The following is a 25,004-nucleotide window of genomic DNA, read 5'->3' as shown; positions in this document are numbered from 1 at the left end:
GCGCTGTGCCCGGCGCCTTTTTGATGCGGGGGTGCCGGGCGGCCTTGCTGGGACCGCTGTTACTGGCGCTGGCGGCCTGCCAGAGCCCGATGGAGCGCTGCGTCGCCCAGGCCACCGAGAGCCTGCGCGCGGCCGAGCGCGAGCTGGCCTCGGCCGAGGCGACGCTGGCGCGCGGTCATGCAATCGAGACCCGGCGGCGGAGCATCCCGATCTACACCTCCTGCCGGGCGGGTGACGGCCGGATCTACCCATGTTTCCGCGACTGGGAGCAGGAGGTGACGGTCAAGGTGCCGGTGGACCTCGCCCGCGTGGCGGCGCGGGCCGAGACGCTCAGGGCGGATATCGCGGCGCTGCGGCCCGTTGCGGCGGAGGGTGCGGCGCAATGCCGGGCGGTGCTGGGGGAGCCTGCGGAGGGGGCGGAGCCACCGGCGGCGGGATAAAGCGCGCGGCGGGGCCAAGTGCCCAAACAGGCAAGCCAAAAGTCGAAGCTGTAAGGAAGGCGCGTGTCGGTTAAGTGCGACACCGGCTTGACGGACGGGCTGCCTCGTCCGCTGCGGCAGCAACCTGAGAGGTCTGCGCCCATCAAGGCAGGAAGTGAGCCCTCTTCCGAAGCCCCACAAAAAAACGCGGGCACCGAAGCGCCCGCGTTCTCATCCTTGCGTCGGGTCCCAACCCGACCAGCGCAAACTTCGCGGCGGGTCCCAACCCAACCGGCTCAAGCTTGCCTCGGGTCCAACCCCGACCAGTTCACACCCCGATCAGGCGTCCAGGTCCGCCCGGTCGCCGAGGGTCACCGAGACGCTCTCTTCGTTGCCGCGGCGCAGGTAGGTGATCTCCACCTCGGCGCCGGGCTTCTCGATGGCGATGGCGCGGGTCAGGTCGCGCGGGGTCTCCACCGGCTCGCCGTTCACCGCGGTCACGATGTCGCCCTGCTGGAAACCGGCCTCGGCGGCGGGGGTCTCCTCGGTCACATCGGCGATCATCACTCCCTCGCCCTCGTCGAAGCCAAGCGCCATGGCGACCTCCTCGCTGACCGGCTGGATGCGCACGCCGAGCCAGCCACGCTCGACCGTGCCGTCATCGGCGAGATCGGCCACCACTTCGGAGGCCAGCTCAGACGGCACCGAGAAGCCGATCCCGACCGAGCCGCCGGTGGGCGAGATGATCGCGGTGTTCACGCCGACGACCTCGCCTGCCTCGTTGAAGAGCGGCCCGCCGGAGTTGCCCCGGTTGATCGCCGCATCGGTCTGGATGAAGTCGTCGAAGGGCCCGGCGTTGATGTCACGGCCCAGCGCCGAGACGATGCCCGTGGAGACCGAATTGCCGAGACCGAAGGGGTTGCCCATGGCGATGACGTTCTGGCCGACCTGCAGCGCGGTGCTGTCGCCGAAGCCCACGAAAGGCAGGTCCTCGCCCTCGACGTCCAGAAGCGCGAGGTCGGTCGCGGGGTCCGAGCCCACCACCTCGGCGGTCAGCTCGCGCCCGTCGGAGAGCGTCACCGTCACCTCGTCGGCGCCGTCGATGACATGGGCGTTGGTCACCACCTGGCCATCGGCCGAGACGATGAAGCCGGTGCCCGAGCCGCGCATCTCGCCGCCAGGGCCGCCGCGCTGGCCGGGCTGGTTCGGGAAGGGCATGCCGAAGCGCTTCTCGAATTCCTCGAAGAACTCCTTCTGCTCCTCGGTCATCTCGTCGGGCGCGCCGCCGGCGGTCTTGGTCACCTCGATGGTGACGACGGCAGGCGACAGCTCGGCCACCAGATCGACGTAATCGCTGCCGGGCGTGGCCGCCGCGGCGGGGGCGGGCATGGTGGTGGCGGCGCCAAACGCCCCGGCGGTGCCGACCAGGGCGGCCACCGCCACGCCTGCCATCATGCCCTGTGCCGTGCCTGTGGTCCGTGTCATCGCAAAGCTCTCCGTTCTTGTCCGTTCTGACTGGGATGCGACCCGGCAGAGGGCTCCGCCGGGGCTCATGCCATAATCTCTGCGCCCGAGATTGCAGGGGCGCCCGGCGGGAGATTACAAATCCGCAAGGAATGTCACGGCGCCGCCAGTTCCGGGGCCCCGAGGGGCGCCTTCCCTTGAAATCCGCCCGGGCCTGCCTTTGTAACCCCCACCCCCTCACGGCTTCTTGAGCGAGGCGCAGCGATGAAAATCCTGGTCGTGGAAGACGACGTGACAACCGCGGACTTCATCACCCGCGGACTGACCGAGGAAGGCCATTCGGTGGACCGGCTGGTCTCGGGCAAGGACGCCCTGGGCCAGGCCATGGGCCAGCCCTACGACGTGCTGGTGATCGACCGGATGCTGCCGGACCTCGACGGGCTGTCGCTGGTCAAGGCGCTGCGCACCGCCAAGGTCGCGACGCCGGTGATCTTCCTGACCGCCATGGGCGGCATCGGCGACCGGATCGAGGGGCTCTCCGCGGGCGGCGACGACTACCTGGTGAAACCCTTCGCCTTCGGCGAGCTCTCGGCGCGGATCGCGGCGCTGGGGCGGCGGCTGCCGATGGCCGATGCCGCCGAGACGGTGCTGCGCGCGGGCGACCTCGAGATGGACCTGGTGCGCCGCACGGTGACCCGCGCGGGCCAGCCGCTGGACCTCTTGCCGCGCGAGTTCGCGCTTCTGGAGCATCTTCTGCGCCGCAAAGGCCGGGTGCAGACCCGCACCATGCTGCTCGAGGCGGTCTGGAACATCCATTTCGACCCGCAGACCAACGTGGTGGAGACCCATATCTCGCGGCTCCGCGCCAAGGTCGACCGGCCCTTCGGGCGCGACCTGATCGTCACCGTGCGCGGGGCGGGCTACAAGATCACCGAATGACCCGAGACCGCGCCACCCTGTCGAACCTCGTCCGCTCCACCCCGGTGCGGATCGCGCTCTGGCTGGTGCTGGTCTTCGCGACGGTGAACCTGGTGACCCTGGGCGGCGCCTATCTGACGCTCAAGGCCCAGGCCGAGGCGGGCATCCGCGCCGATCTCGAGGCCGAGATGGCGGGCCTCGACATCAGCGCCACGCCGCGCGCCCTGCGCACCCTGGTCGCGGTGCGCGCCCGGGCCGCCGATCCGCGCCAGCGGGTCTACCTCTTTCTCGGCGACGACGGGGCCCATGCGGGCAATGCCGACGCGCGGCTGATCGGCAGCCAGGTGGTCCTGGCCGCGCGCGAGGGCGAGTCGCTCTCCGAGGCGGGCTACATGAAGGAGGTGCGGAGGCTTTCCTCCGGGGTGCTGGTGGTGGCGCAGTCGCGCGAGCGGGTGGCCGACCTCAGCCGCACCTTCGCGGGGCTGGTGGTGCTCTCGCTCCTGCCGACGGTGATCCTGTCCTTCGGGCTCGGCACGCTGATCGCCCGGCGCTCGGCCCGGCGGGTGGCGCGGATCGAGACGACGCTCGACCGGATCGCCGGCGGCGACCTCTCGGCGCGCTACGATCCGGGCCGCGCCGGCGAGGACGACCTGACCCGCATCGGGCGCGGGCTGAACCGCATGGCCGCGCGGCAGGAAGAGGCGACCGAGGCGCTGCGCCAGGTCAGCGCCGACATCGCCCACGACCTGCGCACGCCGCTGCAGCGCATCGCGGTGCTGCTCGACGAGATGCAGGCCCGGACCGAGGACGACGACCCCCGCGCGCCCCTGGCCGACCGGGCCCGCGAGGAGGCCGACCGCGCGGTGCGGGTCTTCCAGTCGCTCCTGGAGATCGCCCAGATCGAGGCCGGCGGCCCTGAGGCCGACCCCGCGCCGCTCGACCTGGCCGAGCTGGCCGCCGAGATCGCCGAGCTTTACGAGCCCGCCGCCGAGGAGGCCGGCGTGACGCTCGAGACCGAGATCGCCACGGGCCCCCTGCCCGTCACCGGCAACCGCGCGCTCCTGGGCCAGGCGCTGGCCAACCTGATCGAGAACGCCCTGCGCCACGGCGGCGGCAGCGCGATCCGCCTCACCGCCCGGCGCGAGCGCGGCGCCCCGGTCCTGTCGGTCGCGGACCGCGGCCCCGGCATCCCCGAGGAGGAGCGCGGGCTGGTGACGCGGCGGCTCTACCGGCTCGAACGCAGCCGCACGACGCCCGGCAACGGGCTCGGACTGGCGCTGGTCTCGGCGGTCGCCCAGGCGCATGGCGCGGCGCTGGAGCTGGGCGACAACGCGCCCGGCCTCAGGGCGGTGCTGCGCTTCCCGGAGACCAGGCGGGACGACAGGCCAAGGGATTGAACGGGAACGGGATTTTCCGGGACCGCCCCGGCCTAGGGACCGCGCGCGCGAAGCCGTGAAAATAATTCCGCCGCGCCCACTTGCAGGGCCGCCGCGCTCTCCCATTTCAGCTCAGTCGCAACCCGGTCCAAGGAGACCACCGATGCTGAAACCCTTCGCCGCCGCCGCCCTTCTCGCCCTCGCGCCGCTGGCCGCTTTCGCCGACCAGACCCAGGGCACCATCGCGACCTACGACCCCGAGAAACGGCTCCTGGTGCTGACCGACAAGACCGTCTGGTCGCTCGAAACCCTCGAGACCGCGCCGGTGCTGGCCCCGGGCCAGAAGGTCGCGATCCTCTATACCTCCGACGCCGACAACGGCTGGAAGACGATCAACGCGGTCTCGATCGTCGAGTGAGGCCCCCGGCCCCGGTCAGTGCAAACCGCCGGGGCCGTTCTTCAGGATCACCGGGACGATCAGCTCTTCCTCGTCGTTGAGATGCCGGTCGAGCAGCGCCTCGAAGCCCAGAAGCTCCTCGCGGAAGCGCCCGGTCTCCAGCTCGCCCCGCAGCACGCCGTTGGCGCCCCGGGCGAAGCGGTCGAGCAGCCCGTCCATGTCGTCGTGATCGCGGTCGAGGATGTCGAAGCCGCGCTTGATCCGCGCATCGAGCCCCACCAGCACCGGGAAATAATGGTGGTCCTCGATCTGGTGGTGGCCGTGCAGCTCGTTGACCAGCGCGCCCCCGTAGCGCGAGAGCCGCGCGTCGCGGGCACGGCCCTCGAGCTTGCCGTCCATCGCCGCCTCGGCATCGGATTTCAGCGCCGCGACAATCTCGCGGAACATGCCGTGGCGGCCGAGCCAGAACTGCACCAGCCCCTGGAAATGCGGATGCGCCTCCCAGCCGCTGCGGGGAAATTCCGCCAGTAGCACACGCAGGGCGTCGGGAAGCTGGGTGCGGCGGGCGAGGCGCAGCTCGTCCTCGATGGTGGCACTCATGGGCAGGCTCCTTTGCCTGCGCGAGCTAGGCCGCGCGCCGCGCCCGGCCAGAGGCCGCGGCTCACTCCTGCACTTCCGCCTGTTCGCGGGCCTCGGCGAAGACCACTCGCCAGCGCCGGAGCAGCGCCTGCTGCATGCGCTTGGCCTTGCCGTTCCAGGTGCGCCCGCCCTGCGGCCGCTCGCGGGCTTCCATCGGTATCTCGGCGCGGCGCTGAAGATCGGCCGAGAAGATCGCGAAGGCCAGCTCCGAGCCGTCGGCCAGGGTCTCGTAGCCCGCGAGCCCCGAAACGAAGTTGAGCGTGCCGGTCTTGGCGCGGATCTCCACGCCCGAATCCGGGATCGCCGCGCGGCTGTCGTCGACCAGCGGGATGTCCTTGAGGATCGCGCGCAGCGGCAGCCGGTCGCGCAGCGCGATGAGCGCGGTGACCATGGCCTGGGCGGAGATGCGGCTCATGTCGCCGAGGCCCGAATGATCGACCAGCGCCACCTTCTCGAGGCCCAGCGCCTCCTGCGCCCAGGTGTTCATCGCCGCCGCCGAAGCCGCGAGGTCGGTCGCCGCCACGCCCCGCGCCGCGCTGGCGGTCAGCCCGGTGATCTCGGCGGTGAGATTGGTCGAATAAAGCAGCATGTCCTCGAGGATCTCGAGGAGCGGCGCGCTGTCGAGCGCGGCCACTTCGGTCGCTTCCTGCGGCAGGGTCTCGATGCGTTCGGGGGCCTTCAGGCGGATGCCATAGGCGCCCGCGAGGGTCTGGAAGACCTCGCCCGCGTAAAGCTCGGGCTCGCGCACCGGCAGCCAGCGCGCGCCGCCGTCGCCCAGCGCCGATTTCGCCACCGTCCAGTCGTCGCGCAGGCCCGCGTCGCGGTAGGTGTAGATCGGGCTCGAGCGGGCCACGACCACCATGCGCGCCATGGCCACCTCGGGGCGGTATTTGCCCGAGCGGCCGTCCATGGTGACGGCGTAGTCCGACCCCGCGCGGCGCCATTCGAAATGCACGCGGTTGTAGTTGAGGTTCAGCCCCGAGATCGCCGGGTTGTAGCCCACGTGGTCGGGCTGTTCGCTGTCGATCTCGACGATGCGGGGCAGCGCGCCGCCCCAGACCAGGAGCCGCCCGCGCACCTCGGTCACGCCGGCCGCCTTCAGCCGTTCGGCCAGTCGCCCCAGCCCGTCGGTGTCGAGCGTCGGATCGCCGCCGCCGGCCAGGATCAGGTCGCCGGTGATGGCGCCGCTCTCGGTCGGGGGCGTGGTGGTCAGGAGCCGCGTGGTGAAGCGGTAGTCGCCGCCCAGCGTGTCGAGCGCATAGCCCGCGGTCAGCGCCTTGGCGACCGAGGCGGGCGGCAGGCCGATGCTGCCGGCGTAGTTCTCCAGCATCTCGCCGGTCTCGACCCGCGCCACGGCGACCGAGCTCGGCCCGTTCAGCCCCGCGCCCGAGACGATCTCGCGCAGGTCGGGCACGGTTTTCTTCAGAAGGTCGTCGCCCCGCCCGATCGGCCGGAGCGAGCGTTCGGGGGCAGTCGCCCATGCGGGGCCGGCGAGCCAGGCCAGGCCCAGCCCCTGCATCAGGTGCCTTCGTGTCAGCCGCGTCGTCATGCGGCGGAGTAAATAGACCGTTTGCGGGCAAGACAAGCGGCCCGCCGCGACGGCAGGTGCCGGGGAGTGGCGGATCGGCGGGGAGTCGCGTGGGGGGACGGGTTTTGGAGGGCGGCGGGACGCGGGGCCAGGAGCGCCGCGGGATGCGGGCCTTCGGGCGCGGCGGAGAGGGCCTTCGCCCGCGGAAGCGAGCCATTGGGCGTGGCGGAGAGAGCGGCGGCGCAGGAGCGCCCTGCCCCGGGCCTCAGCCCTTGCGCCAGTCGCCCCGCGCGCGGATCTCCGAGGAGGAAATGTCCGTCATCGGCACGTTCACGAAGCACCAGGCCGGGGTCTCGGCCCGGGCGAGGGCACGGCTCTGCGGCGCCGGCAGCCGGGCGTCGGCATAGACCCGCGCGGCGGTCGAGCGGCGGGCGGAGATCCGGTCTCCGGGGCGTGCCAGCACCCCCACCGGCACCCGCGCCAGGATGTCGTGCCAGTTCTGCCAGCGGTGGAACTGCCGCAGGTTGTCGGCGCCCATGAGCCAGACGAAGCGCACCTTCGGAAAGCGGCGCTGCAGGAGCCGCAGGGTCTCGGCGGTGTGGCGGGTCTCGAGCCGCGCCTCGAGGTCACAGACATGGATGCGCGGATGATCGACCAGCGCCCGCGCCGCTGCCATGCGGTCATCCAGCGGCGCCGGCCCGCGGGTCTTCAGCGGGTTGCCCGGCGAGACCAGCCAGAGCACCCGGTCGAGCCCGAAGCGCCGCATCGCCTCGCGGCTGATCTCCAGGTGCCCCGCGTGCGGCGGGTCGAAGGACCCGCCCAAGAGCCCCACGGCCCGTCCGGGCGGCAGGGCAAGGCCGGTGTGCTGGGCAAGCTCCATCATGGGAGGGGTGAAACACCGGATTGCGGGGAAAGGCAATGTGTTGGGGGAGGTTGGGCGGGGTTGGGAGGTAAGGCGGCGGGCGGGCTGGCACTTGGGCGCTGTTGGGGGCGGATGGGCCGGATCGCGCGTCTGCGAAGCGCATTGGCTGGCCTGTGGCGGGGCGCTTGGTCCTGCGCTTTGGCTGGCCTGTGGCCCGGCACTCGGCCTGACCCTTTGACGTCCCCGTGGCACCGTGCCCGGTCATAAGCTTCGGGCCTCCTGTGCGCGGCGCCCCGTCCCGCGCTTCGACGATCCCGTGGCGTCGCACTCGGCCTTGCCCTTCACCGCCCTATCGCGCGGCCCTCAGCGCTACCCTTTGGCCCTTCAGTGGCACAGCGGTCAATCTGCCAATTTGGCCTTCCCTCTCCACCCAATCCTCCTCTCCACCCCTCGCAACAGAGGGCGCGCGCCGGACCGGGGGCCGGCGCTGCTGGCCTCTGAGCGAAGCGTTTTATCCCAGCAAGGTCAGGACTAGCGTAGAGCTAAGCACACCATCCCAAGGAGCGCCGGCCCAAGGGGCCGGTCCGGCGCGCGCCCGGCATCTTTGATGCTGTTCGGGCGCAAGGAGGTGCATCAGTGTCGAAGTTCGGGGAAAACGACGGCAGAGTGGTGGTGTGCTTGAAATATCGGGGCAACCACGAAGAAACGCCCCCGAGGGCAGCACCCCCGTCTCGTCAAGCAGCCCCGCCCCCGCGCGCCCTCCTCGCCACAGAGGGCGCGCGCCGGACCGGGGGCCGGCGCTGCTGGCCTCTGAGCGAAGCGTTTTATGGCTGCAAGGTCAGGACGAGGGGATAGCTAAGCGCACCGCCCGAAAGAGCGCCGGCCCATCGGGCCGGTCCGGCGCGCGCCCGGCACCTTCGGTGCTATTCGGGCGCAAGGAGGCGCGAAGGCGATGGCGGTGTCTTCGGAAGGCGCGTGGGGCTGGGCGAATGCTTGGTGGGTGCGGAAGGAGGCATGCGATCTTGGGCCGATTGGTTGGGGTTGGCTGGGAAGAGCTACGGAGGTGGGCGAAATGCGGCAAGAACTGCGGCTGCGGGTCGCTTTGTGGCGGCATGACCTGCCCAGCCCTCTCTCGGGCCAGCCCCACTGCGCCCTGCCTTCTCCAGCTCCAACCCTGCCCCCACCCCCGAATTTCCATCGCGCGCGACAGGTATCACCCGATCGTGACCGGCCCGGGCGCGCGCTCGGGATACCTCTGCGGCACCAACCCAAGTGACCCCGGGTCACCCGAAGGAGGAGACAGAACCATGAAACGCCGCGATTTCCTGTCCACCGTGCCGCTCGCCGGGCTGGCGGGCCTCGGCAGCGCCGCCCTGCCCCGGACCGCCCGGGCCGCCGCCCATGCCGCGCCCGCGGGCCAGGTGCCCGCCGTCCAGCGCTTCGCCGTGGGCGACATCACCGTCACCGCGCTCGCCGACGGGGCGCTGCACATCGGCCCCGAGGCGCTGATCGGCATCGAGGCGCCGGAATACGAAGAGCGCATGCGCGCCGCCTTCCGCGACCCCGCGACCTTCCCCTCGGCGGTCAACGCCTTCCTGATCGAAAGCGGCGACGAGGTGATCATGGTCGACGCGGGCACCGCCGATGCCATGGGCCCGGACCTCGGCAAGATGCCGCAGAACCTCGAGGCCGCGGGCGTGGCGCCGGGCGATGTGACCAAGCTTCTCGCCACCCACCTGCACCCCGACCACGTCGCGGGCGCGCTTTCGGACGGCGGGGCCTTCTTCCCCAATGCCGAACTGGTGGTCAGCGAGACCGACCGCGCCTTCTGGACCGACGCGGGCAATTTCTCCGGCGCGCCCGAGATGGTGCAGAGCTTCGCCGCCCTCGCCCAGAACGTCGTCGGCGCCTATTCCGACCGGCTGACCACCTTCGAGGGCGAGGAAGAGGTCGCCCGCGGGGTCTCGGCGGTGCCGCTGCCGGGGCACACCCCGGGCCATGCGGGCTACATGATCACCTCGGGCGATGACGCGCTCCTGATCTGGGCCGACATCGTGCATGTCGCGCCGATCCAGATGGCCCGCCCCGATGTCGCCATCGGCTTCGACGTGGACCCCGAACAGGCGGTCAGCACCCGGCAGGCGATCCTCGACCGGGTCAGCGCCGACCGGCTGATGATCGCGGGCTCGCATATCGGCTTCCCCGGGCTCGCCAATGTCGCCCGCGAGGGCGAGGGCTACCGCCTGGTGCCCGCCCAGTGGGACTACGCGCTCTGATCGCCGAGGGGCCGGACCGGGTCGCCGAGCGCGATGCGGCCCGGCTCCACCACCTCGGCGCACCAGCCGCCATGGCCCCGGATCGCGGCATAGCCGCCGGGACCGAAGGCCTCCTCCATGCGCGAACAGGGCGCGCAGATGGTGGTCAGCCGCACCACCGCCTCGCCGAGCGCGATCTCGCGGTCGCGCAGCGAGGCCAGGTTCAGCCCCGCCACATGCAGGTTGCGCCGCAAGGCCTCGGGGGCGATCGCCTCGCGCCCGAGGTAGGAGGCCACCGCCGCCAGGTGCTCGGCCTGGAAGAGCGTCAGCGCCCGCTTGCCGGGCCGGGCATGGTCGCCCTCGAGCCCCGAGACGCCCAGAAGCGCGGCCTCGCGCGGGACGATCTCCATGCGCCGCTCGGGCCTGAGCCCGATCCAGACCACCCGCCCGGGCTGAGCATGGCGGTCGATCATGTCCTTCAGCCGTTCCATCCGCGCCCCCTCCACAAGCCGCCGAACGCGCCCTTTTAGTGGCCGCGCAAATCCCCTAAAGAGGCGCGCAACCCAGTCTCACACAGGCAAGAGGGCACGCGCTCCATGGCATCCTACCAATACGTCTACCACATGGATGGGGTCTCGAAGACCTATCCGGGCGGGAAGACCTGTTTCGAGAACATCCGCCTGAACTTCCTGCCGGGCGTGAAGATCGGCGTCGTCGGCGTCAACGGCGCCGGTAAATCGACGCTCCTGAAGATCATGGCCGGCCTCGACAAGGAGTTCCAGGGCGAGGCCTGGGCGGCCGAGGGCGCCCGCGTCGGCTACCTGCCGCAGGAACCCGAGCTCGACCCCGAGCTCGACGTGCGCGGCAACGTCATGCTGGGCGTCGCCGCCAAGAAGGCCAAGCTCGACCGGTTCAACGAGCTGGCGATGAACTACTCCGACGAGACCGCCGAGGAGATGGCGGCGCTCCAGGACGAGATCGACGGCGAGAACCTCTGGGATCTCGACAGCCAGATCGACGTCGCCATGGAGGCGCTGCGCTGCCCGGCGGACGAGGCCAGCGTCGAGACCCTCTCGGGCGGCGAGAAGCGCCGCGTGGCGCTTTGCAAGCTGCTGCTCGAAGCGCCCGACATGCTGCTGCTCGACGAACCGACCAACCACCTCGACGCCGAGACCATCGGCTGGCTCCAGCAGCACCTGATCGACTACAAGGGCACGATCCTGATCGTGACCCACGACCGCTACTTCCTCGACTCGATCACCGGCTGGATCCTCGAGCTCGACCGCGGCCGCGGCATCCCCTACGAGGGCAACTACTCGGCCTGGCTCGAGCAGAAGGCCAAGCGGCTCGAACAGGAGGCCCGCGAGGACAAGGCCAAGCAGCGCACGCTCTCGCGCGAGCTGGAATGGATGCGGCAGGGCCAGAAGGCCCGGCAGGCCAAGTCCAAGGCGCGGATCCAGGCCTACGAGAAGCTCGCCAGCCAGTCCGAGCGCGAGCGCGTCGGCAAGGCCCAGATCATCATCCCGAACGGCCCGCGCCTGGGCTCCAAGGTGATCGAGGTCGACAACCTGAAGAAGGCCATGGGCGACAAGCTCCTGATCGAGGATCTGTCCTTCTCGCTGCCGCCCGGCGGCATCGTCGGCGTGATCGGCCCGAACGGCGCCGGCAAGTCGACGCTCTTCAAGATGCTGACCGGCCAGGAGCAGCCCGACGAGGGCGCGATCGACTACGGCGACACGGTGGACCTGTCCTACGTCGACCAGACCCGCGACGACCTGACGCCGACCGACACCGTCTGGGAGGCGATCTCGGGCGGCGCCGAGGTCATCAAGCTGGGCGATGCCGAGGTCAACTCGCGCAAGTATTGCGGCGCCTTCAACTTCAAGGGCGGCGACCAGCAGAAGGTCGTGGGCCAGCTTTCGGGCGGGGAACGCAACCGGGTGCACATGGCGCGGCTCCTGAAGTCGGGCGGCAACGTGCTGCTGCTCGACGAGCCGACCAACGACCTGGACGTCGAGACGCTGCGCGCGCTCGAGGATGCGCTGACCGAGTTCGCCGGCTGCGCGGTGGTGATCTCGCACGACCGGTTCTTCCTCGACCGGATCTGCACGCATATCCTGGCCTTCGAGGGCGAGGCGCATGTGGAGTGGTTCGAGGGCAACTTCGAGGACTACGAGGAGGACAAGAAGCGCCGCCTTGGTCCCGACGCGGTGGAGCCGAAGCGGATCAAGCACAAGAAGTTCTCGCGCTGAGGGCGAGGCCCGGGCTGGGCGGCTTGGTCTAGGTGACCGGAGCAAGACGGGCCGGGCCTCCTTGAGCGCAGACATCACGCCGGGCGTGCGGGGAGACCTGCGCGCCCGGTGTCGTTTGGGAGCAACGGGAATCTCAGGCCTGCGCTAGGGCCCATGGCCCCGCGCGCCGCAGCAGACAGCCCAGTCTCTTCCGCTACGCACTCCGCACCGGGCCAAACGTGCGGCCAAGGCTCGCCCAACTTCACCCGTTCCAAACACGCCGTCGAGTTTTGCTCATCCGACCACTTCCGCGTCACATCTCACCCACCTCTCCCATCCGCCGGTCGCGGTGCAGCGAGGAGAAGGGCCAGTCCTCGGCCCGGGCGACCAGCCCGTGTTTCACCGGGTCGCACCAGCAGGCGCGGCGCAGCGCCTCGTATTCGGCGCGATCACCCACGCGGTGGCGGCGGAAGCCCTTGGTCCAGATGCCGATCTCTCCGCGCCGCCGCGCCTTGGCGGAAAGCCGCCCCAGCGGCGGTTCGGGCGCCCGGCCGGCCCGGCGCAGCGCGCGGGAGAAATGCGCCTTGAGGTTGCCCCAGCGTTCGGAGGCATTGTCGTCGGCCTCGGGCAGGGTCCAGAGCGCGTGCAAATGGTCGGGCAGCACCACGAAGGCGTCGATATGGAAGGGCCTTCGGCGCAGCACCTCGCGCAGGGCGGCGCGCAGGAGGGCCACCTCCTCGGTCAGAAGCGCGCTGCCGCGGTGGGCGACGGCGAGGGTGAAGAACTCCGTCCGGCCCGCGAGATGCGGATGCACGAAGCCCGGGTCGGGCGCGGCGCGGGCGGCGGGGACGGCGGACCCAGTGGGCACAGCGGGCCCGGCGAAGGCAGCGGCCACGGCTGAGGCCCCGAGCATGGCGGGCGCGGCACCGATCGGCGCAGCCGGAGCGTCAGACGCCCCGGAGGCCACGGGCGCGTCAGGCGCCCCGGAAGCAGCAGGCGCACTACGCGCTGAATGTGCGGCAAGCTCTCGCATCCCCGCACCCTGCGCCGACAAGGTTAAGAAATTGTGCAGCCCATCCCGCCGACACATCGCGAATCCTATTGCCCGATGCATCTTTTCCTGTCATAGGCGTCGCTGCTGACGATCTTCTCTTTCGACCCCTGCTGTTTTCCGACTTCGGCACTCAGGTCTATCGATCCAGACGTGACTTTGCCGGGCTGCCGCACTCCCGCGGGCAGCGGAAACATCAAGGACGACCCCAATGGCTCAAGGCACCGTTAAGTGGTTCAACACCACCAAAGGCTACGGCTTCATCGCACCGGAATCCGGTGGCAAGGACATCTTCGTGCACATCTCCGCCGTCGAGCGCGCTGGCCTCACCGGCCTGCGTGACGACCAGAAGGTGACCTTCGACGTCGAATCCGGCCGCGACGGCCGCGAGAGCGCGACCAACCTCGCCCTCGCCTGATCCAGGCCCTGCCTGCAGGACATCAAAGGCCGCCCGCCCGGGCGGCCTTTTTCGTTGCGCCGCACTAAGCGCGCGAAGCCGCCTCGACATTCTGCGCGCCGCGGCACAGGCTCGCCGCCATGAGCGCCCCGCCTCCCTCCGACCGGCCGATCCTCGGCATTGCCCTGATGGCGGGCTTCTGCGTGCTGGCGCCGCTCGGCGACAGCCTGGCCAAGCTGCTCGGGCCGCATGTGCCGCTGCTTCTGCTGCTGATCGTGCGCTTCGGCTTCCAAGCGGTCATCCTGACGCCGGTCAGCCTCCCGGCCATGCGGCGCGCGCCCGCCCGGGTCTGGCGCATCGCGCTTGCCCGGACCGTTCTGCACATCGGCGGCATCGGCTGCATGTTCACCGCGCTGCGCTTCCTGCCGCTGGCCGATGCGATCTCCATCGCCTTCGTCATGCCCTTCCTGCTTCTGCTCCTCGGCTGGCTGTTCTTGGACGAGGAGGTCGGCACCCGCCGCCTCGGCGCCTGCCTGGTGGGCTTTGCCGGCACGCTCCTGGTGCTGGAGCCCGCCTTCGACAGCGTCGGCCTGCCGGCGCTTCTGCCGCTGGGCGTCGCGGTCTTCTTCGCGGGGTTCATGCTGGTCACCCGGATGATCGCGCGCGAGGTCGGCGCGCTGGCGCTGCAGGCGATGAACGGCTGGATGGCGCTGGCGCTCCTGCTGCCGCTCCTGGCCTTCGGCACCGACTGGCCCGCGCCCGAGGGCGGCACGCTCATGCTTCTGGCGGCCATGGGGGTGCTGGGCACGCTGGCGCATCTGCTGATGACCTGGTCGCTGCGCTTCGCCCCCGCCGCGACGCTGGCGCCGATGCAATACATCGAGATCCCGGTGGCGACCTTCTTCGGGCTGGTGATCTTCGGCGACCTTCCCGGCCCGCAGGCGAGCCTCGGGATCGGGCTGATCTGCGTCGCGGGGCTCTACGTGATCTGGCGCGAGCGGCAGGTGGCCCGCCGGCTCACGACCCCCAGCGCGGCGCCGCCATAAGCGCCTGGGCCAGCGCCCCGGCAAAGCGCGCGGGCAGAAGGATCAGCATCCCCGGCGCGTCCATGCGCAGCCGGATCGGCCCCTCGGCGCGGTTCGAGGTGCCGATGGTGGCATGCGGCGCGAAACGCATCCCCGCGATCGGCCAGTGCAGCCCGTCCGATCGGCCCGTCACCTCGGCCAGGGGCCAGAGCGAAACCCGCGTGTCGCGCGGCAGGCCAATCTTCAGCTCGGGCGGGCAAAGCGCCACTGCGTCATGCGCGCCGATCAGCAGGCAGGGCCGCTCGGCCCGCTGCGCGAGCACCGTGAAGGCCGCAAGCTGGTGGTCGACCCGCGCGCCCAGGAACCCCATGGCGACGACCAGCGGCGCCGCGATGTTGCGCAGGCATTTGTCGAAATCGGTGCTGTCCTGTTCGGCGATCTCGTGCACGGCTTCGGCGGGCAGCGCCGCCCGGGCGGCCTCGGAGACGGAATCCAGATCGCCGATCAGCGCATCGGGCCTGCCGCCTGCCGCCAGCACCGCGTCGGCCCCGCCATCAGCGGCCACCACCTTGTCAAAGCGGGACAATTCCGCCCGGAGCGCGTCTTTGTCCAGCTCCCCGCCCCCGACCAGCAGCACGGGGGATGCGCTGTGAACAATCGCGTCAATCATGGCGAATTCATCTCATTTTAGGGAATAGATCACAATCCAGACACGAAATGATACGTTGGTGGACGCAGATTCGGTCAGCTTTGGTCCCGGTCCGCGTGCTAAACAGTTTGTTGCGGACAGACTGAAAGTGAGTAGCCATGGTGAGTTCGAGCAAAATCCTCACGGTGTCGTACGGGACCTTTTCCTGCACGCTCGAGGGCTTCGACGATTCCTTCGACACGATGAAGGCAATCGCGGAGTATTTCCGCGACCTGGCCCAGGACGACCGCTACTTCGGCGCCGAGCCGCCGACCCCCGACGCCGAGATGCTGGCCCGGATCGCCGAGCGCGAGATCGCCCGCCGGGTCGAGGCGCGGTTCGAACAGGATGGCGGCGTGGTGCTGCGTCCGAGCCTGGCGCAGCCCGGCGCGGCGGCAGCCGCGGCGCAGGGCGAAGGCGAGGCGCAAACCGAAGCGCAGCCCGAGGCACCCGCAAAGGCGCCTGAGGCGGCCTCCGAGGCCCAGCCCGACGACACGACCCGCGCCCCTGAGGAAGACGCTCTGGCCGCCGCCGTGGAAGCCCGGCTCGAAGCCGAGGCCCGCGCCGCCGAGGCCGCCGCCCGCGCCGAAGCCGCCGCTGCGGCAGAGGCCCCGGCACCTGCTGAAGAGAGCCCGGCGCCTGCCGCTGTGGCTCCGGCTACCGAGACCGCGCCTGCCGAAGCAGCTGCCGAAGAACCCAAGACCAACACCCCCGAGGAGGCCGCGGAAGCCGCCGCCGAGGATCTGGCCGAAGACCTCGCCACCGACCGCGCGCCCGCGCCCTTCACCGTCGCCCCCGAGGCCAGCGTCGCGGCCAAGCTCGCGCGCATCCGCGCCGTGGTGACCTCCAAGGCGCCCGCCGAGGACAGCCCCGCGCTGACCGAGGATCTGATCGAGGACGCCCATTCCGAAGAGATGATGGGCAGCGGCGTGCCCTTCCTCGAAACCGAGGAAGAAGACGACGCCGAGGCGCCGCAACCCGCGATGCCCGCCGTGCCCGCCGCCCCCGCGCCCGAGACCGGCGAGATCGACCCCGAGGACGCCGACGAGACCGCCTATGGCAATGCCCGCATGGCCGCCCGTCTCGCCGCCGCCGAAGCCGCCGACCGCGCCGAAGCCGAGGTGGCCGCCAGCAGCCGCCGGATTGACGAGACGCCCGAGGCGTCCGAGGAGGACGCGCTCGAGGACACCATCGCGGGCCTCGTCGCGGGCAGCATGGGCAGCGCCGCCGAGGTAGAGACCGCCGAGGGCTATCCCGCCGAGGACGGCGACGCGGAAGGCGTGGCCGAGCTGGACGAGACCGCCGAGGACGCGGCGGAGTTCGCGGCGGAATTGGATGAGGCCGACTCGGCTGAAGCTGCGGATGAGGCCGAGATGGCCGATGCCGAGGCTGCCAACGAAGAGACCGACGCCACAGAGGCTGACGACGAGCAGGCCGCTAAGGACGAGGCCGTCGAGGTCGGGATCGACACCGCTGACGCCGCAGACGACGCCGACACCCCCGCCCCGCAGCGCTCGGGCCTGCGCATCATGAAGATGAAGCGCGCCGATTTCGACCGGGCGCTCGCCTCGGGCGACTTCGAGGAGGTCGAGGAAGACGCCCCCGGCGCCACCAGCTCCGTCGCGCCCTATGCCTCGGAAAGCACGCTCTCGGCCGAGGACGAGGCCGATCTCGCCCGCGAGTTGGCCGCCTTCGAGGCCGAGGAACTGGGCCTCGGCAGCCTCCCGCAGGACGCCGACGACGCGGACGAAGACGACACCGCCGAGACCAAGCCCGCAGATCCCTTCCGCCTGACCGCCGATCACGCCGCCGAGGACCTCGAGGACGACGAGGATTTCGCCCGCGAGCTCGACGCCGCCTTCGGCGAGGACGAGGCCGAATCCCCCGCCAGCGAGCGCCAGGAGATGACCTCCGCGCCGCAGCCCGCGCTCGACGGTGACGACGACGCCGCCCAGGGTGGCGAACAGGAGGTGCGCCGCGCGGTGAAACTCGCCTCCCCGGCGCGCGCGATGTTCAACGAGGGCCGGCTCGACGACCAGGGCTCGGGCGTCGACCGCCTGATGGACGAGACCGACCGCGAGATGGAAGAACCCGCCTCGCGCGACCGCCGCTCGGCGATCCAGCACCTGCGCGCCGCCGTCGCCGCGACTCGCGCCGACCGGCTGCTCGGCCGCCAGGACGACGAGGCCGAGAAGACCGAACCCTACCGCGAGGACCTGAAATCCGTCGTGCGCCCGCGCCGCCCCGTGGCCGAGCGCACCGCCGCCGAGGCCCCGGCCCGCCCGACGCCCGGCCGTCCCGCGCCGCTGAAGCTGGTGGCCGAGCAGCGCGTCGACGAGGCGACCGCCCGCCCCCGCGCCATCCGGCCCCGTCGGGTCGCCCGCGAGGAGGTCGCCGCCCCCGCCGCAGCAGCCGACATGAGCTTCGGCGATTACGCCCGGCAGGTCGGCGCGACGGAACTGTCGGAACTGCTCGAAGCCGCCGCCGCCTACATGGCCTTCGTCGAGGAACGCCCCGCCTTCTCGCGCCCGCAGCTCATGGGCAAGGTGCGCGAGGTCGAGGCAACCGAAAGCTCGCGCGAGGACCGGCTGCGCAGCTTCGGCGTACTCCTGCGCGAGGGCAAGATCGAACGGCTCGAAGGCGGGCGCTTCACCGCGACCCAGGGCATCGGCTTCAAACCCTCGAAGCGCGCGGCGGGCTGAGGCTGCGGCTGCGATTTAGAGGTCACGAACCCCGAGCTTGAGTCGGAGGCGATCAGTCACGGGCGGCAGGCGCGACTGATGACTGGTGAAACGGCCACCCGACACAACGCCCCAAGCCCCAAAACACCCCTCAAAACAGCAAAAGGCCCGGGCGCCATAACGGCCCCGGGCCTTTGTCGTCGGATGCAGCCCCGCCCGGCGGATGGCGCGCGGCGCGCAGGGCGGCACCCGGGCCCCGGCCCCGAAGGACCGGCGCCTTTCCCCAGGGGCGGTGGGCACCCCCGGGCAAACCCTCTTACACGATCTTGATTCCCGCCTTCTTGGCGTCGGCCACGAAGGCATCGAGCCCCTTGTCGGTCAGCACGTGCTTGGCCATGGCCGAGATCACCGCCGGCGGCGCGGTCACCACGTCGGCGCCGATCTTGGCGCATTCGGAGATGTGGTTCGCCGAGCGGATCGAGGCCGCCAGGATCTGCGTCTCGTAGCCGTAGTTGTCGTAGATCTCGCGGATGTCCGAGATCAGCTCGAGCCCGTCGAGGTTGATGTCGTCGAGCCGGCCCACGAAGGGCGAGATGAAGGTCGCGCCGGCCTTGGCCGCCAGCAGCGCCTGGTTGGCCGAGAAACACAGCGTCACGTTGACCATGCGGCCCTCGTCGGAGAGCACCTTGCAGGCCTTCAGACCGTCCCAGGTCAGCGGCACCTTCACGGCGATGTTCTCGGCGATGCCGGCGAGCTTGCGGCCCTCGGCGATCATCTCGTCGGCCTCGAGCGCGATGACCTCGGCCGAGACCGGCCCGGGCACCAGGTCGCAGATTTCCTTGGTGACCTCGAAGATGTCCCGGCCCGACTTCAGGATCAGCGAGGGGTTGGTGGTCACCCCGTCGACCATCCCCAGGTCGTTCAATTCACGGATGGCGTCGATATCGGCGGTGTCGACAAAGAATTTCATGGGCGCGCTCCTCGGGATGCTTGGCCTTCTCTGCCCGAGCCTTTACCTCAGGCCCGGCAAAGGCAAAACCTGAAATTATGGCCGACCACCCCTCATTCTTCCCCGAAGGCGCCCGCATCGCGGTGCTGACCACCCAGCCCCTGGGCGGCGCGCTGGACTATCTCGCGCCCGCGGGCGGGGTGCGCCTCGGCGCCTTCATCGAGGTGCCGCTCGGCCCGCGCCGGGTCATGGGGGTGGTCTGGGGCCCCGGCGAAGGCGCGATCGACCGCGCCCGGCTGCGCCCCGCGGGCCCGCCGCTCGACGTGCCGGACATGCGCGCCGAGATGCAGAGTTTCCTCGAGAAGGCAGGGGCTTACACCCTGACGCCCATGCCGGTCATGCTGCGGCTCGCGACCCGCGCGCCGGGGCTCGGCCAGCCGCCCGGCAAGCGCAAGGTCTACCGCCGGGGCACCGGCCAACCCGACCGCATGACCGAGGCGCGCACCCGGGTGCTGGCCGCGCTCGAGGAGATGGGCGGCCTGGCGCTGACGCTCTCGGAGCTGAGCGCCACCGCGGGCGTCACCAGCTCGGTGGTCAAGGGGCTGGTCAAACAGGGCGCCGTTCTCGAGGAGGAAAGCCCCCGCGACACGCCTTTCCCCCGGCTCGACCCCGAACTGCCCGGCAAACCCCTGGCCGAGGATCAGGCCGAGGCCGCGCGCCACCTCGCCCGAGGGCTGGAGCAACGCGCCTATGGCACGACGCTCCTCAAGGGCGTGACCGGCTCGGGCAAGACCGAGGTCTACCTCGAGGCCGTCGCCGAATGCCTGCGCCAGGGCCGCCAGGCGCTGGTGCTCCTGCCCGAGATCGCGCTTTCGGCGGAGTTCCTGACCCGCGTCGAGGCCCGCTTCGGCGCGCGCCCGGCGGAATGGCACTCGGGCGTGACCGCGACCGAGCGGCGGCGGGTCTGGCACATGGTCGCCGAGAATGGCGCGCAGCTCGTGGTCGGCGCGCGCTCGGCGCTTTTCCTGCCGTTCCGCGACCTCGGGCTGGTCGTCGTCGACGAGGAACACGACACCTCCTACAAGCAGGAGGAAGGCGCGCTCTACAACGCCCGCGACATGGCGGTGCTGCGCGCCTCCCTGGCCGAGGCGCGGGTGGTGCTGGCCTCGGCGACGCCCTCGCTCGAAAGCTGGGCCAATGCGGAGGCGGGGAAATACGAGCGGCTGACGCTGACCTCGCGCTTCGGCACCGCCGCCCTGCCCGAGATGAAGAGCCTCGACATGCGCGGCGAGGACCTGCCCGCCGACCGCTGGATCTCGGAGCCCCTGGCGCGCGGCGTGGAACGGCGCATTACGGCAGGCGAACAGGCGCTTCTCTTCCTCAACCGCCGCGGCTACGCGCCGGTCACCATCTGCCGCGCCTGCGGGCATATGATCGGCTGCAAGCACTGCGACGCGCGCATGGTGGAGCATCGCTTCCTCAAGCGCCTGGTCTGCCACCAATGCGGCGAGACCGAGCCCCGCCCCGAGGTCTGCCCCTCCTGCGAGGTCGAGGGCAAGCTCGCCGCCGTGGGCCCCGGGGTCGAACGGCTGGCCGAAGAGGCCCGCGCGCGTTTTCCCGAGGCGCGGGTGGCGGTGCTGTCGTCGGACATGTTCACCACCGCAAGGGCGCTCAAGGTCGAGATCGCGGGCATCGCCGAGGGCGGCGCCGACATCATCGTCGGCACCCAGCTTGTCGCCAAGGGCCACAACTTCCCGCTCCTGACGCTGGTGGGTGTGATCGACGCCGACCTCGGGCTGCAGGGCTCGGACCTGCGCGCCGCCGAGCGCACCTTCCAGCTCATGCGCCAGGTCGCCGGCCGGGCGGGCCGGGCCGAGAAGCCGGGCGTCGCGGTGCTGCAGACCTACCAGCCCGAACACCCGGTGATCCGGGCGATCCTCTCGGGCGACGAAGAGGGCTTCTGGCGCGCCGAGGCCCGCGAGCGCGAGGCCGCGGGCGTGCCGCCCTATGGCCGCATGGCGGGGATCATCCTGTCCTCCGAGGACGTGCAGAAGGTCTTCGACCTCGGCAATGCGCTGGCCCGCAACGCCGGCGCCCTGCGCCGCATCGGCGCCGAGGTCTTCGGGCCGGCCCCCGCCCCCATCGCCCGGGTGCGCGGGCGCCACCGGGTGCGGCTCCTGGTCAAGGCGCCCAAGGGCAGCGCGCTGCAGGCGGCGGTCGCCGACTGGGTCGGGCAGTTCCGGCTGAAGGGCGATCTGCGGCTGGCGGTGGACATCGACCCGCAGAGCTTTTTCTGAAGCGGTTGGGCGGCTTGGCGGTCGGGTGAGATTTATGCGAGGGCGCTGCCCTCGCGCTCCCGAGGTATTTTGGCCAAGCTGAAGCCATGGGGGCGGCGCGCTGTCCCGAGGGTTGGCCACGGTGACGCTGGGGGGCGGCGCGCCGTCCTGAGGGTTGGCCAAGGTGAAGCTGTGGAGAGGCGCGCCGTCCCGAGGGGGCGGCGCGGGTGTGTCCGTGGTGATTAGTGCCGGGCGCTCGGCCCGGTTGCCTAGCCCTGGTCCTCGCGCGGGGCCTCGGGGTCGGGCTGGCCGACGCCGAGGAACACCCAGCGGAAAGGCAGCGCCCAGATCACGCCCAGGGCGGCGTAGATCAGGAGCTCGAGCAGGATCGGCGGACGGTCGAGCCAGGTCATCACCGAGGAGGCCACCACCGCGTAGACCGGCAGGCCGACCACGAGGATCAGGATCGCAAGGCGCTTCTTGGTCTTGTGGCTCGGCATCGGCTGTCCAGTTCTCAGTCCGCGAAAGGATCGGTGACGAGGATCGTGTCGTCACGCTCGGGCGAGGTGGAAAGTAGCGCCACCGGGCATTCGATCAATTCCTCGACCCGGCGGACGTATTTGATCGCCTCGGCAGGCAGGTCGGCCCAGCTCCGCGCGCCCTCGGTCGATTGCGACCAGCCGGGCAGCTCCTCGTAGATCGGGGTGCAGCGCGCCTGCTGGTCGGCGGCGGTCGGCAGGTAGTCGAGCCGGGTGCCGTCAAGCTCGTAGCCGGTGCAGATCTTCAGCGTCTCGAAGCCGTCGAGCACGTCGAGCTTGGTCAGCGCGATGCCGTTCACCCCCGATGTGGCGCAGGTCTGCTTGACCAGGCAGGCGTCGAACCAGCCGCAGCGGCGCTGCCGCCCGGTGGTGGTGCCGAACTCGTGGCCGCGCTCGCCCAGCCGCTGGCCGTCGGTGTCCTGCAGCTCGGTCGGGAAGGGCCCTTCGCCGACGCGGGTGGTATAGGCCTTCACGATGCCCAGCGTGTAGTCGATGGCCGAGGGGCCGAGGCCCACGCCGGTCGCCGCCTGGCCCGCGATCACGTTGGAGGAGGTGACGAAGGGATAGGTGCCGAAGTCGATGTCGAGAAGCGCGCCCTGGGCACCCTCGAAGAGGATCCGGCGGCCCGCCTTGCGCTTCTCGTTCAGCACCTTCCAGACCGGGGCCGCGAAGGGCAGGATCTGCGGCGCAATCTCCTCGAGCTCGGCGACCAGCCGGTCGCGGTCGATCGGCGCGATGCCGAGCCCGCGGCGCAGCGCGTTGTGGTGGGTCAGCGCGCGGTCGACGCGGGCCTCGAGCGTGGCCCGGTCGCCCAGGTCGGCGACCCGCACCGAGCGGCGGCCGACCTTGTCCTCATAGGCCGGGCCGATGCCGCGGCCGGTGGTGCCGATCTTGGCGCCGGGGTTCGCCGCCTCCTCGCGGGCGCGGTCGAGCTCGCCGTGCAGCGGCAGGATCAGCGGCGTGTTCTCGGCGACCATCAGCGTCTCGGGGGTGATCTCGACCCCCTGGGCGCGGATCGTCTCGATCTCCTTGATCAGGTGCCAGGGGTCGAGGACCACGCCGTTGCCGATCACCGAGAGCTTGCCGCCGCGCACGACGCCCGAGGGCAGCGCGTGCAGCTTGTAGACCTCGGAGCCGATGACCAGCGTATGGCCGGCGTTGTGCCCGCCCTGGAAGCGCGCGATCACATCGGCGCGCTCGCTCAGCCAATCGACGATCTTGCCTTTGCCTTCGTCGCCCCACTGGGCGCCCACGACCACCACGTTTGCCATATCGACCCCTTGTCCAGTCAGTTTTGACCGCGCCTCTCTTAACGAGAGCCGCGCGGCGGTGAAACCGGGAAATGCGCGGCGGCGCTTTGGATGTGCGGCGAGGCCGTTCGGCGCGCGGGTGCACCGGGTAGTGCGGGGCTGCGCCGGGTGCGGGCGCCGGGGCGGCGCGAGGCTGCGCCGGGTGCGGGCTTCTGGGGTGGCGGGAGGCGGCGCCACGCGCGGCCTCTCAGGACAGAAGCCCCCTGCCCCTCAGCCCCGGTCGAGGAACCGCGTCAGCCCGCGGATGTAGTCCGGCGCCTCGCGGGCATCGACCTCGGCCTCGCGCACCAGCCAGTCGAAATGGTCGATCAGCGAGGTGATCCGCCGGGATTCGCGGAAGGCGATATAGACCCGCCCGACGTAGATCACCCCGACCAGCGGACCGAAGACGGTGATCGGCGCGCTGAAGACCCGGGCGGCGTCGAAAAGGAACAGCCGCAGCCGCGGGTAGAGCTCCTCGCAGGTCTCGGCGATCTGGGCGATCTGCTCGGCCCGGTCGGCGCGAGAGAGGCTGCGGTAATAGCCCTCGCCCGCGGCCATGCTCTCGAGCTCGTAGATCGGCACGGCGATTTCGTAGTCCGAGCCGCCGTCGCGCAGAAGACGCATCCGGTCGCGCATGGCGCTGATCGCCTGGTCGGGGGTCTTGCCCAGGAAGGCGCCGTATTCCCAGCGCATCACCGCCTCGGTCTTCAGAAGATCGGGCAGCATAGCCGGCACATGGCGGATCTTGTAGCCCGCCGCCTCGCGCGCCCAGCCGATGAGCTGGTCGTCCGAGGGGCTGCGCGCGGCCTCGGTCATCTGCATCGCGGCGGCCACCACGTCGCCGGGGCGCTCGGGCCGGTCGGTCAGCCCCAAAAGCCAGTCGGTCGAGACGCCGAGCGCCCGGGCGGCCTCGGCGGCGAGCTGGGCGTTGGGCAGCCGGGCCGCGCCCTCGCCCAGAAGCTGGGAGACGGTGGAGCGGGTCACCCCGGTCTCGCGCGCGAGCGCCGAGAGGTTGCTGCCCTTGACCCGCATGGCCTCGCGCAGGCGCTGGCGGAAGAGCTCGGCCCGGGCGCGTTTGTCGATCTTGTCACTCATTGTCCAGAATAGTTACCAAATGACGCCTTCCGTCAACAAGAGCCGGAATGGTCGGTGCCCCGCCCCTCGGCTAGCCCTGTGGCCACAAGAGACAGTGACAACAACAGGAGGCCCCCTTGGACACCCCGATCCGCACCCTCGCGAAGGCGATCTGCTGGCAGGCGCTTGGCATCTGCACGATGACCGGGCTTGGCTACCTCTTCACCGGCTCGCTGAGCCAGGGCGGCGCCATCGCGGTGACCTCGAGCGCGGTGGCGCTGGTCACCTATGTGCTGCACGAAAGGCTCTGGGAACGGATCTCCTGGGGGCGCCGTCCGGCACATTCGCACCGGGGCGGGGCCACAACCGAAGAGCGCGGGTTGCGGGCGTGACGGGAATGGCCTATCTCCGCCCCGTCATTCAGGCGAAAGCGGAACCGGCATGCAGAACGTCATCCTCATCGTGCACCTTCTTCTCGCGCTGGCGCTGATCGGCGTCGTGCTGCTGCAGCGCTCGGAGGGCGGCGGTCTCGGCATGGGATCGGGCGGCGGCGGCGGCGCCATGTCGGCGCGGTCCGCCGGCACGGCGCTCGGCAAGCTGACTTGGGTCCTGGCGGCGGCCTTCATCGCCACATCGCTGACGCTGACGATCCTGGCCGCGCGCAACAGCGCCACGGGATCGGTGCTCGACCGGCTGACGCCGGGCGCCCCGGCCTCCGAGGCCGGCACCGAGGACGGTGCTGCGCCCGGGCTCGATACCGACGGGCTCCTGCCGCCGCCCTCCGCGGGCGGCGAGGCCGGCGACGGACCGCTCATTCCCCAGGCGGAATGAGCGGAGGTCACCGCACCAAACATTGAGGGCGCCCATCGGGCCGCAACAGCATCTTGCGGTCGTCTTGTGTTACGGGCGCGAATCTCATATCATCTAAATCCCGTGATGCTGC

Annotated in this window: 23 protein-coding genes; 12 read left to right on the top strand and 11 right to left on the bottom strand. The window is 70.9% G+C overall.

Annotated features, from left to right (window positions below; all coding sequences use genetic code 11):
- The first annotated feature begins 44 nt into the window (after positions 1-44).
- Positions 45-440 (top strand): excinuclease ABC subunit B, encoded by a 396-nt coding sequence (locus LR948_RS08095; RefSeq protein ID WP_232753488.1) that lies wholly within the window; start codon positions 45-47, stop codon positions 438-440.
- A 318-nt stretch (positions 441-758) separates the two neighbouring features.
- On the opposite strand, the gene LR948_RS08090 is transcribed toward LR948_RS08095, so the two are convergent.
- Positions 759-1,904, bottom strand: a complete 1,146-nt coding sequence (locus LR948_RS08090) for a S1C family serine protease (RefSeq protein ID WP_232753487.1) — start codon at positions 1,902-1,904, stop codon at positions 759-761.
- A gap of 243 nt (positions 1,905-2,147) precedes the next feature.
- Between LR948_RS08090 and LR948_RS08085 the strand changes: the two genes are divergently transcribed.
- The 3 genes from LR948_RS08085 (at position 2,148) to LR948_RS08075 (ending at position 4,595) form a co-directional block, all read left to right on the top strand.
- Entirely contained in the window at positions 2,148-2,822 is a 675-nt protein-coding gene (locus LR948_RS08085) for a response regulator transcription factor (protein WP_232753486.1), read from the top strand.
- Complete coding sequence (locus LR948_RS08080; RefSeq protein ID WP_232753485.1) at positions 2,819-4,198, top strand: HAMP domain-containing sensor histidine kinase; 1,380 nt, start codon at positions 2,819-2,821, stop codon at positions 4,196-4,198. Before LR948_RS08085 ends, LR948_RS08080 begins: the two co-directional genes overlap by 4 nt.
- 142 nt (positions 4,199-4,340) lie before the next feature.
- Entirely contained in the window at positions 4,341-4,595 is a 255-nt protein-coding gene (locus tag LR948_RS08075) for a hypothetical protein (RefSeq protein ID WP_232753484.1), read from the top strand.
- Positions 4,596-4,610: 15 nt separating this feature from the next.
- Here LR948_RS08075 and LR948_RS08070 read toward each other — a convergent pair whose 3' ends face one another.
- The 3 genes from LR948_RS08070 to LR948_RS08060 all read right to left on the bottom strand — a co-directional run bounded on the left by LR948_RS08070 (position 4,611) and on the right by LR948_RS08060 (position 7,624).
- Positions 4,611-5,174, bottom strand: a complete 564-nt coding sequence (locus LR948_RS08070; RefSeq protein ID WP_232753483.1) for a hemerythrin domain-containing protein — start codon at positions 5,172-5,174, stop codon at positions 4,611-4,613.
- A gap of 61 nt (positions 5,175-5,235) precedes the next feature.
- On the bottom strand, positions 5,236-6,732 hold the full coding sequence (gene dacB / locus LR948_RS08065) for a D-alanyl-D-alanine carboxypeptidase/D-alanyl-D-alanine-endopeptidase (protein ID WP_232753482.1): 1,497 nt from the start codon (positions 6,730-6,732) through the stop codon (positions 5,236-5,238).
- A 274-nt stretch (positions 6,733-7,006) separates the two neighbouring features.
- A complete protein-coding gene (locus LR948_RS08060) occupies positions 7,007-7,624 on the bottom strand; it encodes a nicotinate-nucleotide adenylyltransferase (protein WP_232753481.1) in 618 nt (205 codons plus the stop codon).
- Between the two features lie 1,286 nt (positions 7,625-8,910).
- On the opposite strand from LR948_RS08060, the gene LR948_RS08055 reads away from it, so the two are divergent.
- Positions 8,911-9,879 (top strand): MBL fold metallo-hydrolase, encoded by a 969-nt coding sequence (locus tag LR948_RS08055; RefSeq protein ID WP_232753480.1) that lies wholly within the window; start codon positions 8,911-8,913, stop codon positions 9,877-9,879.
- Here the strand turns inward: LR948_RS08055 and LR948_RS08050 are convergent.
- Complete coding sequence (locus tag LR948_RS08050) at positions 9,867-10,349, bottom strand: MOSC domain-containing protein (RefSeq protein ID WP_232753479.1); 483 nt, start codon at positions 10,347-10,349, stop codon at positions 9,867-9,869. The genes LR948_RS08055 and LR948_RS08050 overlap by 13 nt on opposite strands.
- A 105-nt stretch (positions 10,350-10,454) precedes the next feature.
- Here LR948_RS08050 and ettA point away from each other — a divergent pair, with 105 nt between their 5' ends.
- A complete protein-coding gene (ettA, locus tag LR948_RS08045) occupies positions 10,455-12,110 on the top strand; it encodes an energy-dependent translational throttle protein EttA (protein WP_232753478.1) in 1,656 nt (551 codons plus the stop codon).
- 292 nt (positions 12,111-12,402) lie between these two features.
- Here ettA and LR948_RS08040 read toward each other — a convergent pair whose 3' ends face one another.
- Complete coding sequence (locus LR948_RS08040; RefSeq protein WP_232753477.1) at positions 12,403-13,002, bottom strand: transposase; 600 nt, start codon at positions 13,000-13,002, stop codon at positions 12,403-12,405.
- Between the two features lie 349 nt (positions 13,003-13,351).
- On the opposite strand from LR948_RS08040, the gene LR948_RS08035 reads away from it, so the two are divergent.
- Together LR948_RS08035 and LR948_RS08030 are read left to right on the top strand one after the other, a co-directional pair.
- Entirely contained in the window at positions 13,352-13,558 is a 207-nt protein-coding gene (locus tag LR948_RS08035) for a cold-shock protein (RefSeq protein WP_232753476.1), read from the top strand.
- A gap of 119 nt (positions 13,559-13,677) precedes the next feature.
- Positions 13,678-14,583, top strand: a complete 906-nt coding sequence (locus LR948_RS08030; RefSeq protein ID WP_232753475.1) for a DMT family transporter — start codon at positions 13,678-13,680, stop codon at positions 14,581-14,583.
- Here the strand turns inward: LR948_RS08030 and LR948_RS08025 are convergent.
- Positions 14,555-15,232, bottom strand: coding sequence for a thiamine diphosphokinase (locus LR948_RS08025; RefSeq protein WP_232753474.1), 678 nt, complete (start codon positions 15,230-15,232; stop codon positions 14,555-14,557). The two genes, LR948_RS08030 and LR948_RS08025, sit on opposite strands and share 29 nt — an antisense overlap.
- 137 nt (positions 15,233-15,369) lie before the next feature.
- Between LR948_RS08025 and LR948_RS08020 the strand changes: the two genes are divergently transcribed.
- The gene (locus LR948_RS08020; protein WP_232753473.1) at positions 15,370-17,952 is read left to right on the top strand and encodes a hypothetical protein; all 2,583 of its coding nucleotides are present in this window, start codon (positions 15,370-15,372) and stop codon (positions 17,950-17,952) included.
- 295 nt (positions 17,953-18,247) lie between these two features.
- Here the strand turns inward: LR948_RS08020 and fsa are convergent, their stop codons facing one another.
- A complete protein-coding gene (gene fsa, locus LR948_RS08015) occupies positions 18,248-18,901 on the bottom strand; it encodes a fructose-6-phosphate aldolase (protein WP_232753472.1) in 654 nt (217 codons plus the stop codon).
- A 77-nt stretch (positions 18,902-18,978) separates the two neighbouring features.
- On the opposite strand from fsa, the gene LR948_RS08010 reads away from it, so the two are divergent.
- On the top strand, positions 18,979-21,177 hold the full coding sequence (locus tag LR948_RS08010) for a primosomal protein N' (protein ID WP_232753471.1): 2,199 nt from the start codon (positions 18,979-18,981) through the stop codon (positions 21,175-21,177).
- A gap of 248 nt (positions 21,178-21,425) precedes the next feature.
- Here LR948_RS08010 and LR948_RS08005 read toward each other — a convergent pair whose 3' ends face one another.
- From LR948_RS08005 to LR948_RS07995, 3 genes are all read right to left on the bottom strand, one after another.
- Complete coding sequence (locus LR948_RS08005) at positions 21,426-21,656, bottom strand: DUF2842 domain-containing protein (protein WP_232753470.1); 231 nt, start codon at positions 21,654-21,656, stop codon at positions 21,426-21,428.
- Between the two features lie 14 nt (positions 21,657-21,670).
- Positions 21,671-22,966 (bottom strand): adenylosuccinate synthase, encoded by a 1,296-nt coding sequence (locus LR948_RS08000; protein WP_232753469.1) that lies wholly within the window; start codon positions 22,964-22,966, stop codon positions 21,671-21,673.
- A gap of 249 nt (positions 22,967-23,215) precedes the next feature.
- The gene (locus LR948_RS07995; RefSeq protein ID WP_232753468.1) at positions 23,216-24,082 is read right to left on the bottom strand and encodes a helix-turn-helix domain-containing protein; all 867 of its coding nucleotides are present in this window, start codon (positions 24,080-24,082) and stop codon (positions 23,216-23,218) included.
- Positions 24,083-24,198: 116 nt separating this feature from the next.
- On the opposite strand from LR948_RS07995, the gene LR948_RS07990 reads away from it, so the two are divergent.
- A complete protein-coding gene (locus LR948_RS07990) occupies positions 24,199-24,453 on the top strand; it encodes a DUF2061 domain-containing protein (RefSeq protein ID WP_232753467.1) in 255 nt (84 codons plus the stop codon).
- Between the two features lie 49 nt (positions 24,454-24,502).
- Positions 24,503-24,892 carry a preprotein translocase subunit SecG gene (secG, locus tag LR948_RS07985; RefSeq protein ID WP_232753466.1) on the top strand — a complete coding sequence of 130 codons (390 nt, stop codon included), beginning with the start codon at positions 24,503-24,505 and terminating at the stop codon, positions 24,890-24,892.
- The last annotated feature ends 112 nt before the right edge of the window (positions 24,893-25,004 follow it).

Source organism: Roseivivax sp. GX 12232, assembly GCF_021272185.1.
Lineage (GTDB): Bacteria > Pseudomonadota > Alphaproteobacteria > Rhodobacterales > Rhodobacteraceae > Roseivivax.
Note: the sequence above shows the minus strand (reverse complement) of the source record. Positions and strands in the feature narration are given on the sequence as shown.

Bases quoted from the DNA above. Each gene is read 5' to 3' on its own strand.
- LR948_RS08090 (WP_232753487.1), bottom strand. From the start codon at position 1,904: ATGACACGGACCACAGGCACGGCACAGGGCATGATGGCAGGCGTGGCG.
- LR948_RS08085 (WP_232753486.1), top strand. From the start codon at position 2,148: ATGAAAATCCTGGTCGTGGAAGACGACGTGACAACCGCGGACTTCATC.
- LR948_RS08080 (WP_232753485.1), top strand. From the start codon at position 2,819: ATGACCCGAGACCGCGCCACCCTGTCGAACCTCGTCCGCTCCACCCCG.
- LR948_RS08075 (WP_232753484.1), top strand. From the start codon at position 4,341: ATGCTGAAACCCTTCGCCGCCGCCGCCCTTCTCGCCCTCGCGCCGCTG.
- LR948_RS08070 (WP_232753483.1), bottom strand. From the start codon at position 5,174: ATGAGTGCCACCATCGAGGACGAGCTGCGCCTCGCCCGCCGCACCCAG.
- dacB (WP_232753482.1), bottom strand. From the start codon at position 6,732: ATGCAGGGGCTGGGCCTGGCCTGGCTCGCCGGCCCCGCATGGGCGACT.
- LR948_RS08060 (WP_232753481.1), bottom strand. From the start codon at position 7,624: ATGATGGAGCTTGCCCAGCACACCGGCCTTGCCCTGCCGCCCGGACGG.
- LR948_RS08055 (WP_232753480.1), top strand. From the start codon at position 8,911: ATGAAACGCCGCGATTTCCTGTCCACCGTGCCGCTCGCCGGGCTGGCG.
- LR948_RS08050 (WP_232753479.1), bottom strand. From the start codon at position 10,349: ATGGAACGGCTGAAGGACATGATCGACCGCCATGCTCAGCCCGGGCGG.
- ettA (WP_232753478.1), top strand. From the start codon at position 10,455: ATGGCATCCTACCAATACGTCTACCACATGGATGGGGTCTCGAAGACC.
- LR948_RS08040 (WP_232753477.1), bottom strand. From the start codon at position 13,002: ATGCTCGGGGCCTCAGCCGTGGCCGCTGCCTTCGCCGGGCCCGCTGTG.
- LR948_RS08035 (WP_232753476.1), top strand. From the start codon at position 13,352: ATGGCTCAAGGCACCGTTAAGTGGTTCAACACCACCAAAGGCTACGGC.
- LR948_RS08030 (WP_232753475.1), top strand. From the start codon at position 13,678: ATGAGCGCCCCGCCTCCCTCCGACCGGCCGATCCTCGGCATTGCCCTG.
- LR948_RS08025 (WP_232753474.1), bottom strand. From the start codon at position 15,232: ATGATTGACGCGATTGTTCACAGCGCATCCCCCGTGCTGCTGGTCGGG.
- LR948_RS08020 (WP_232753473.1), top strand. From the start codon at position 15,370: ATGGTGAGTTCGAGCAAAATCCTCACGGTGTCGTACGGGACCTTTTCC.
- fsa (WP_232753472.1), bottom strand. From the start codon at position 18,901: ATGAAATTCTTTGTCGACACCGCCGATATCGACGCCATCCGTGAATTG.
- LR948_RS08010 (WP_232753471.1), top strand. From the start codon at position 18,979: ATGGCCGACCACCCCTCATTCTTCCCCGAAGGCGCCCGCATCGCGGTG.
- LR948_RS08005 (WP_232753470.1), bottom strand. From the start codon at position 21,656: ATGCCGAGCCACAAGACCAAGAAGCGCCTTGCGATCCTGATCCTCGTG.
- LR948_RS08000 (WP_232753469.1), bottom strand. From the start codon at position 22,966: ATGGCAAACGTGGTGGTCGTGGGCGCCCAGTGGGGCGACGAAGGCAAA.
- LR948_RS07995 (WP_232753468.1), bottom strand. From the start codon at position 24,082: ATGAGTGACAAGATCGACAAACGCGCCCGGGCCGAGCTCTTCCGCCAG.
- secG (WP_232753466.1), top strand. From the start codon at position 24,503: ATGCAGAACGTCATCCTCATCGTGCACCTTCTTCTCGCGCTGGCGCTG.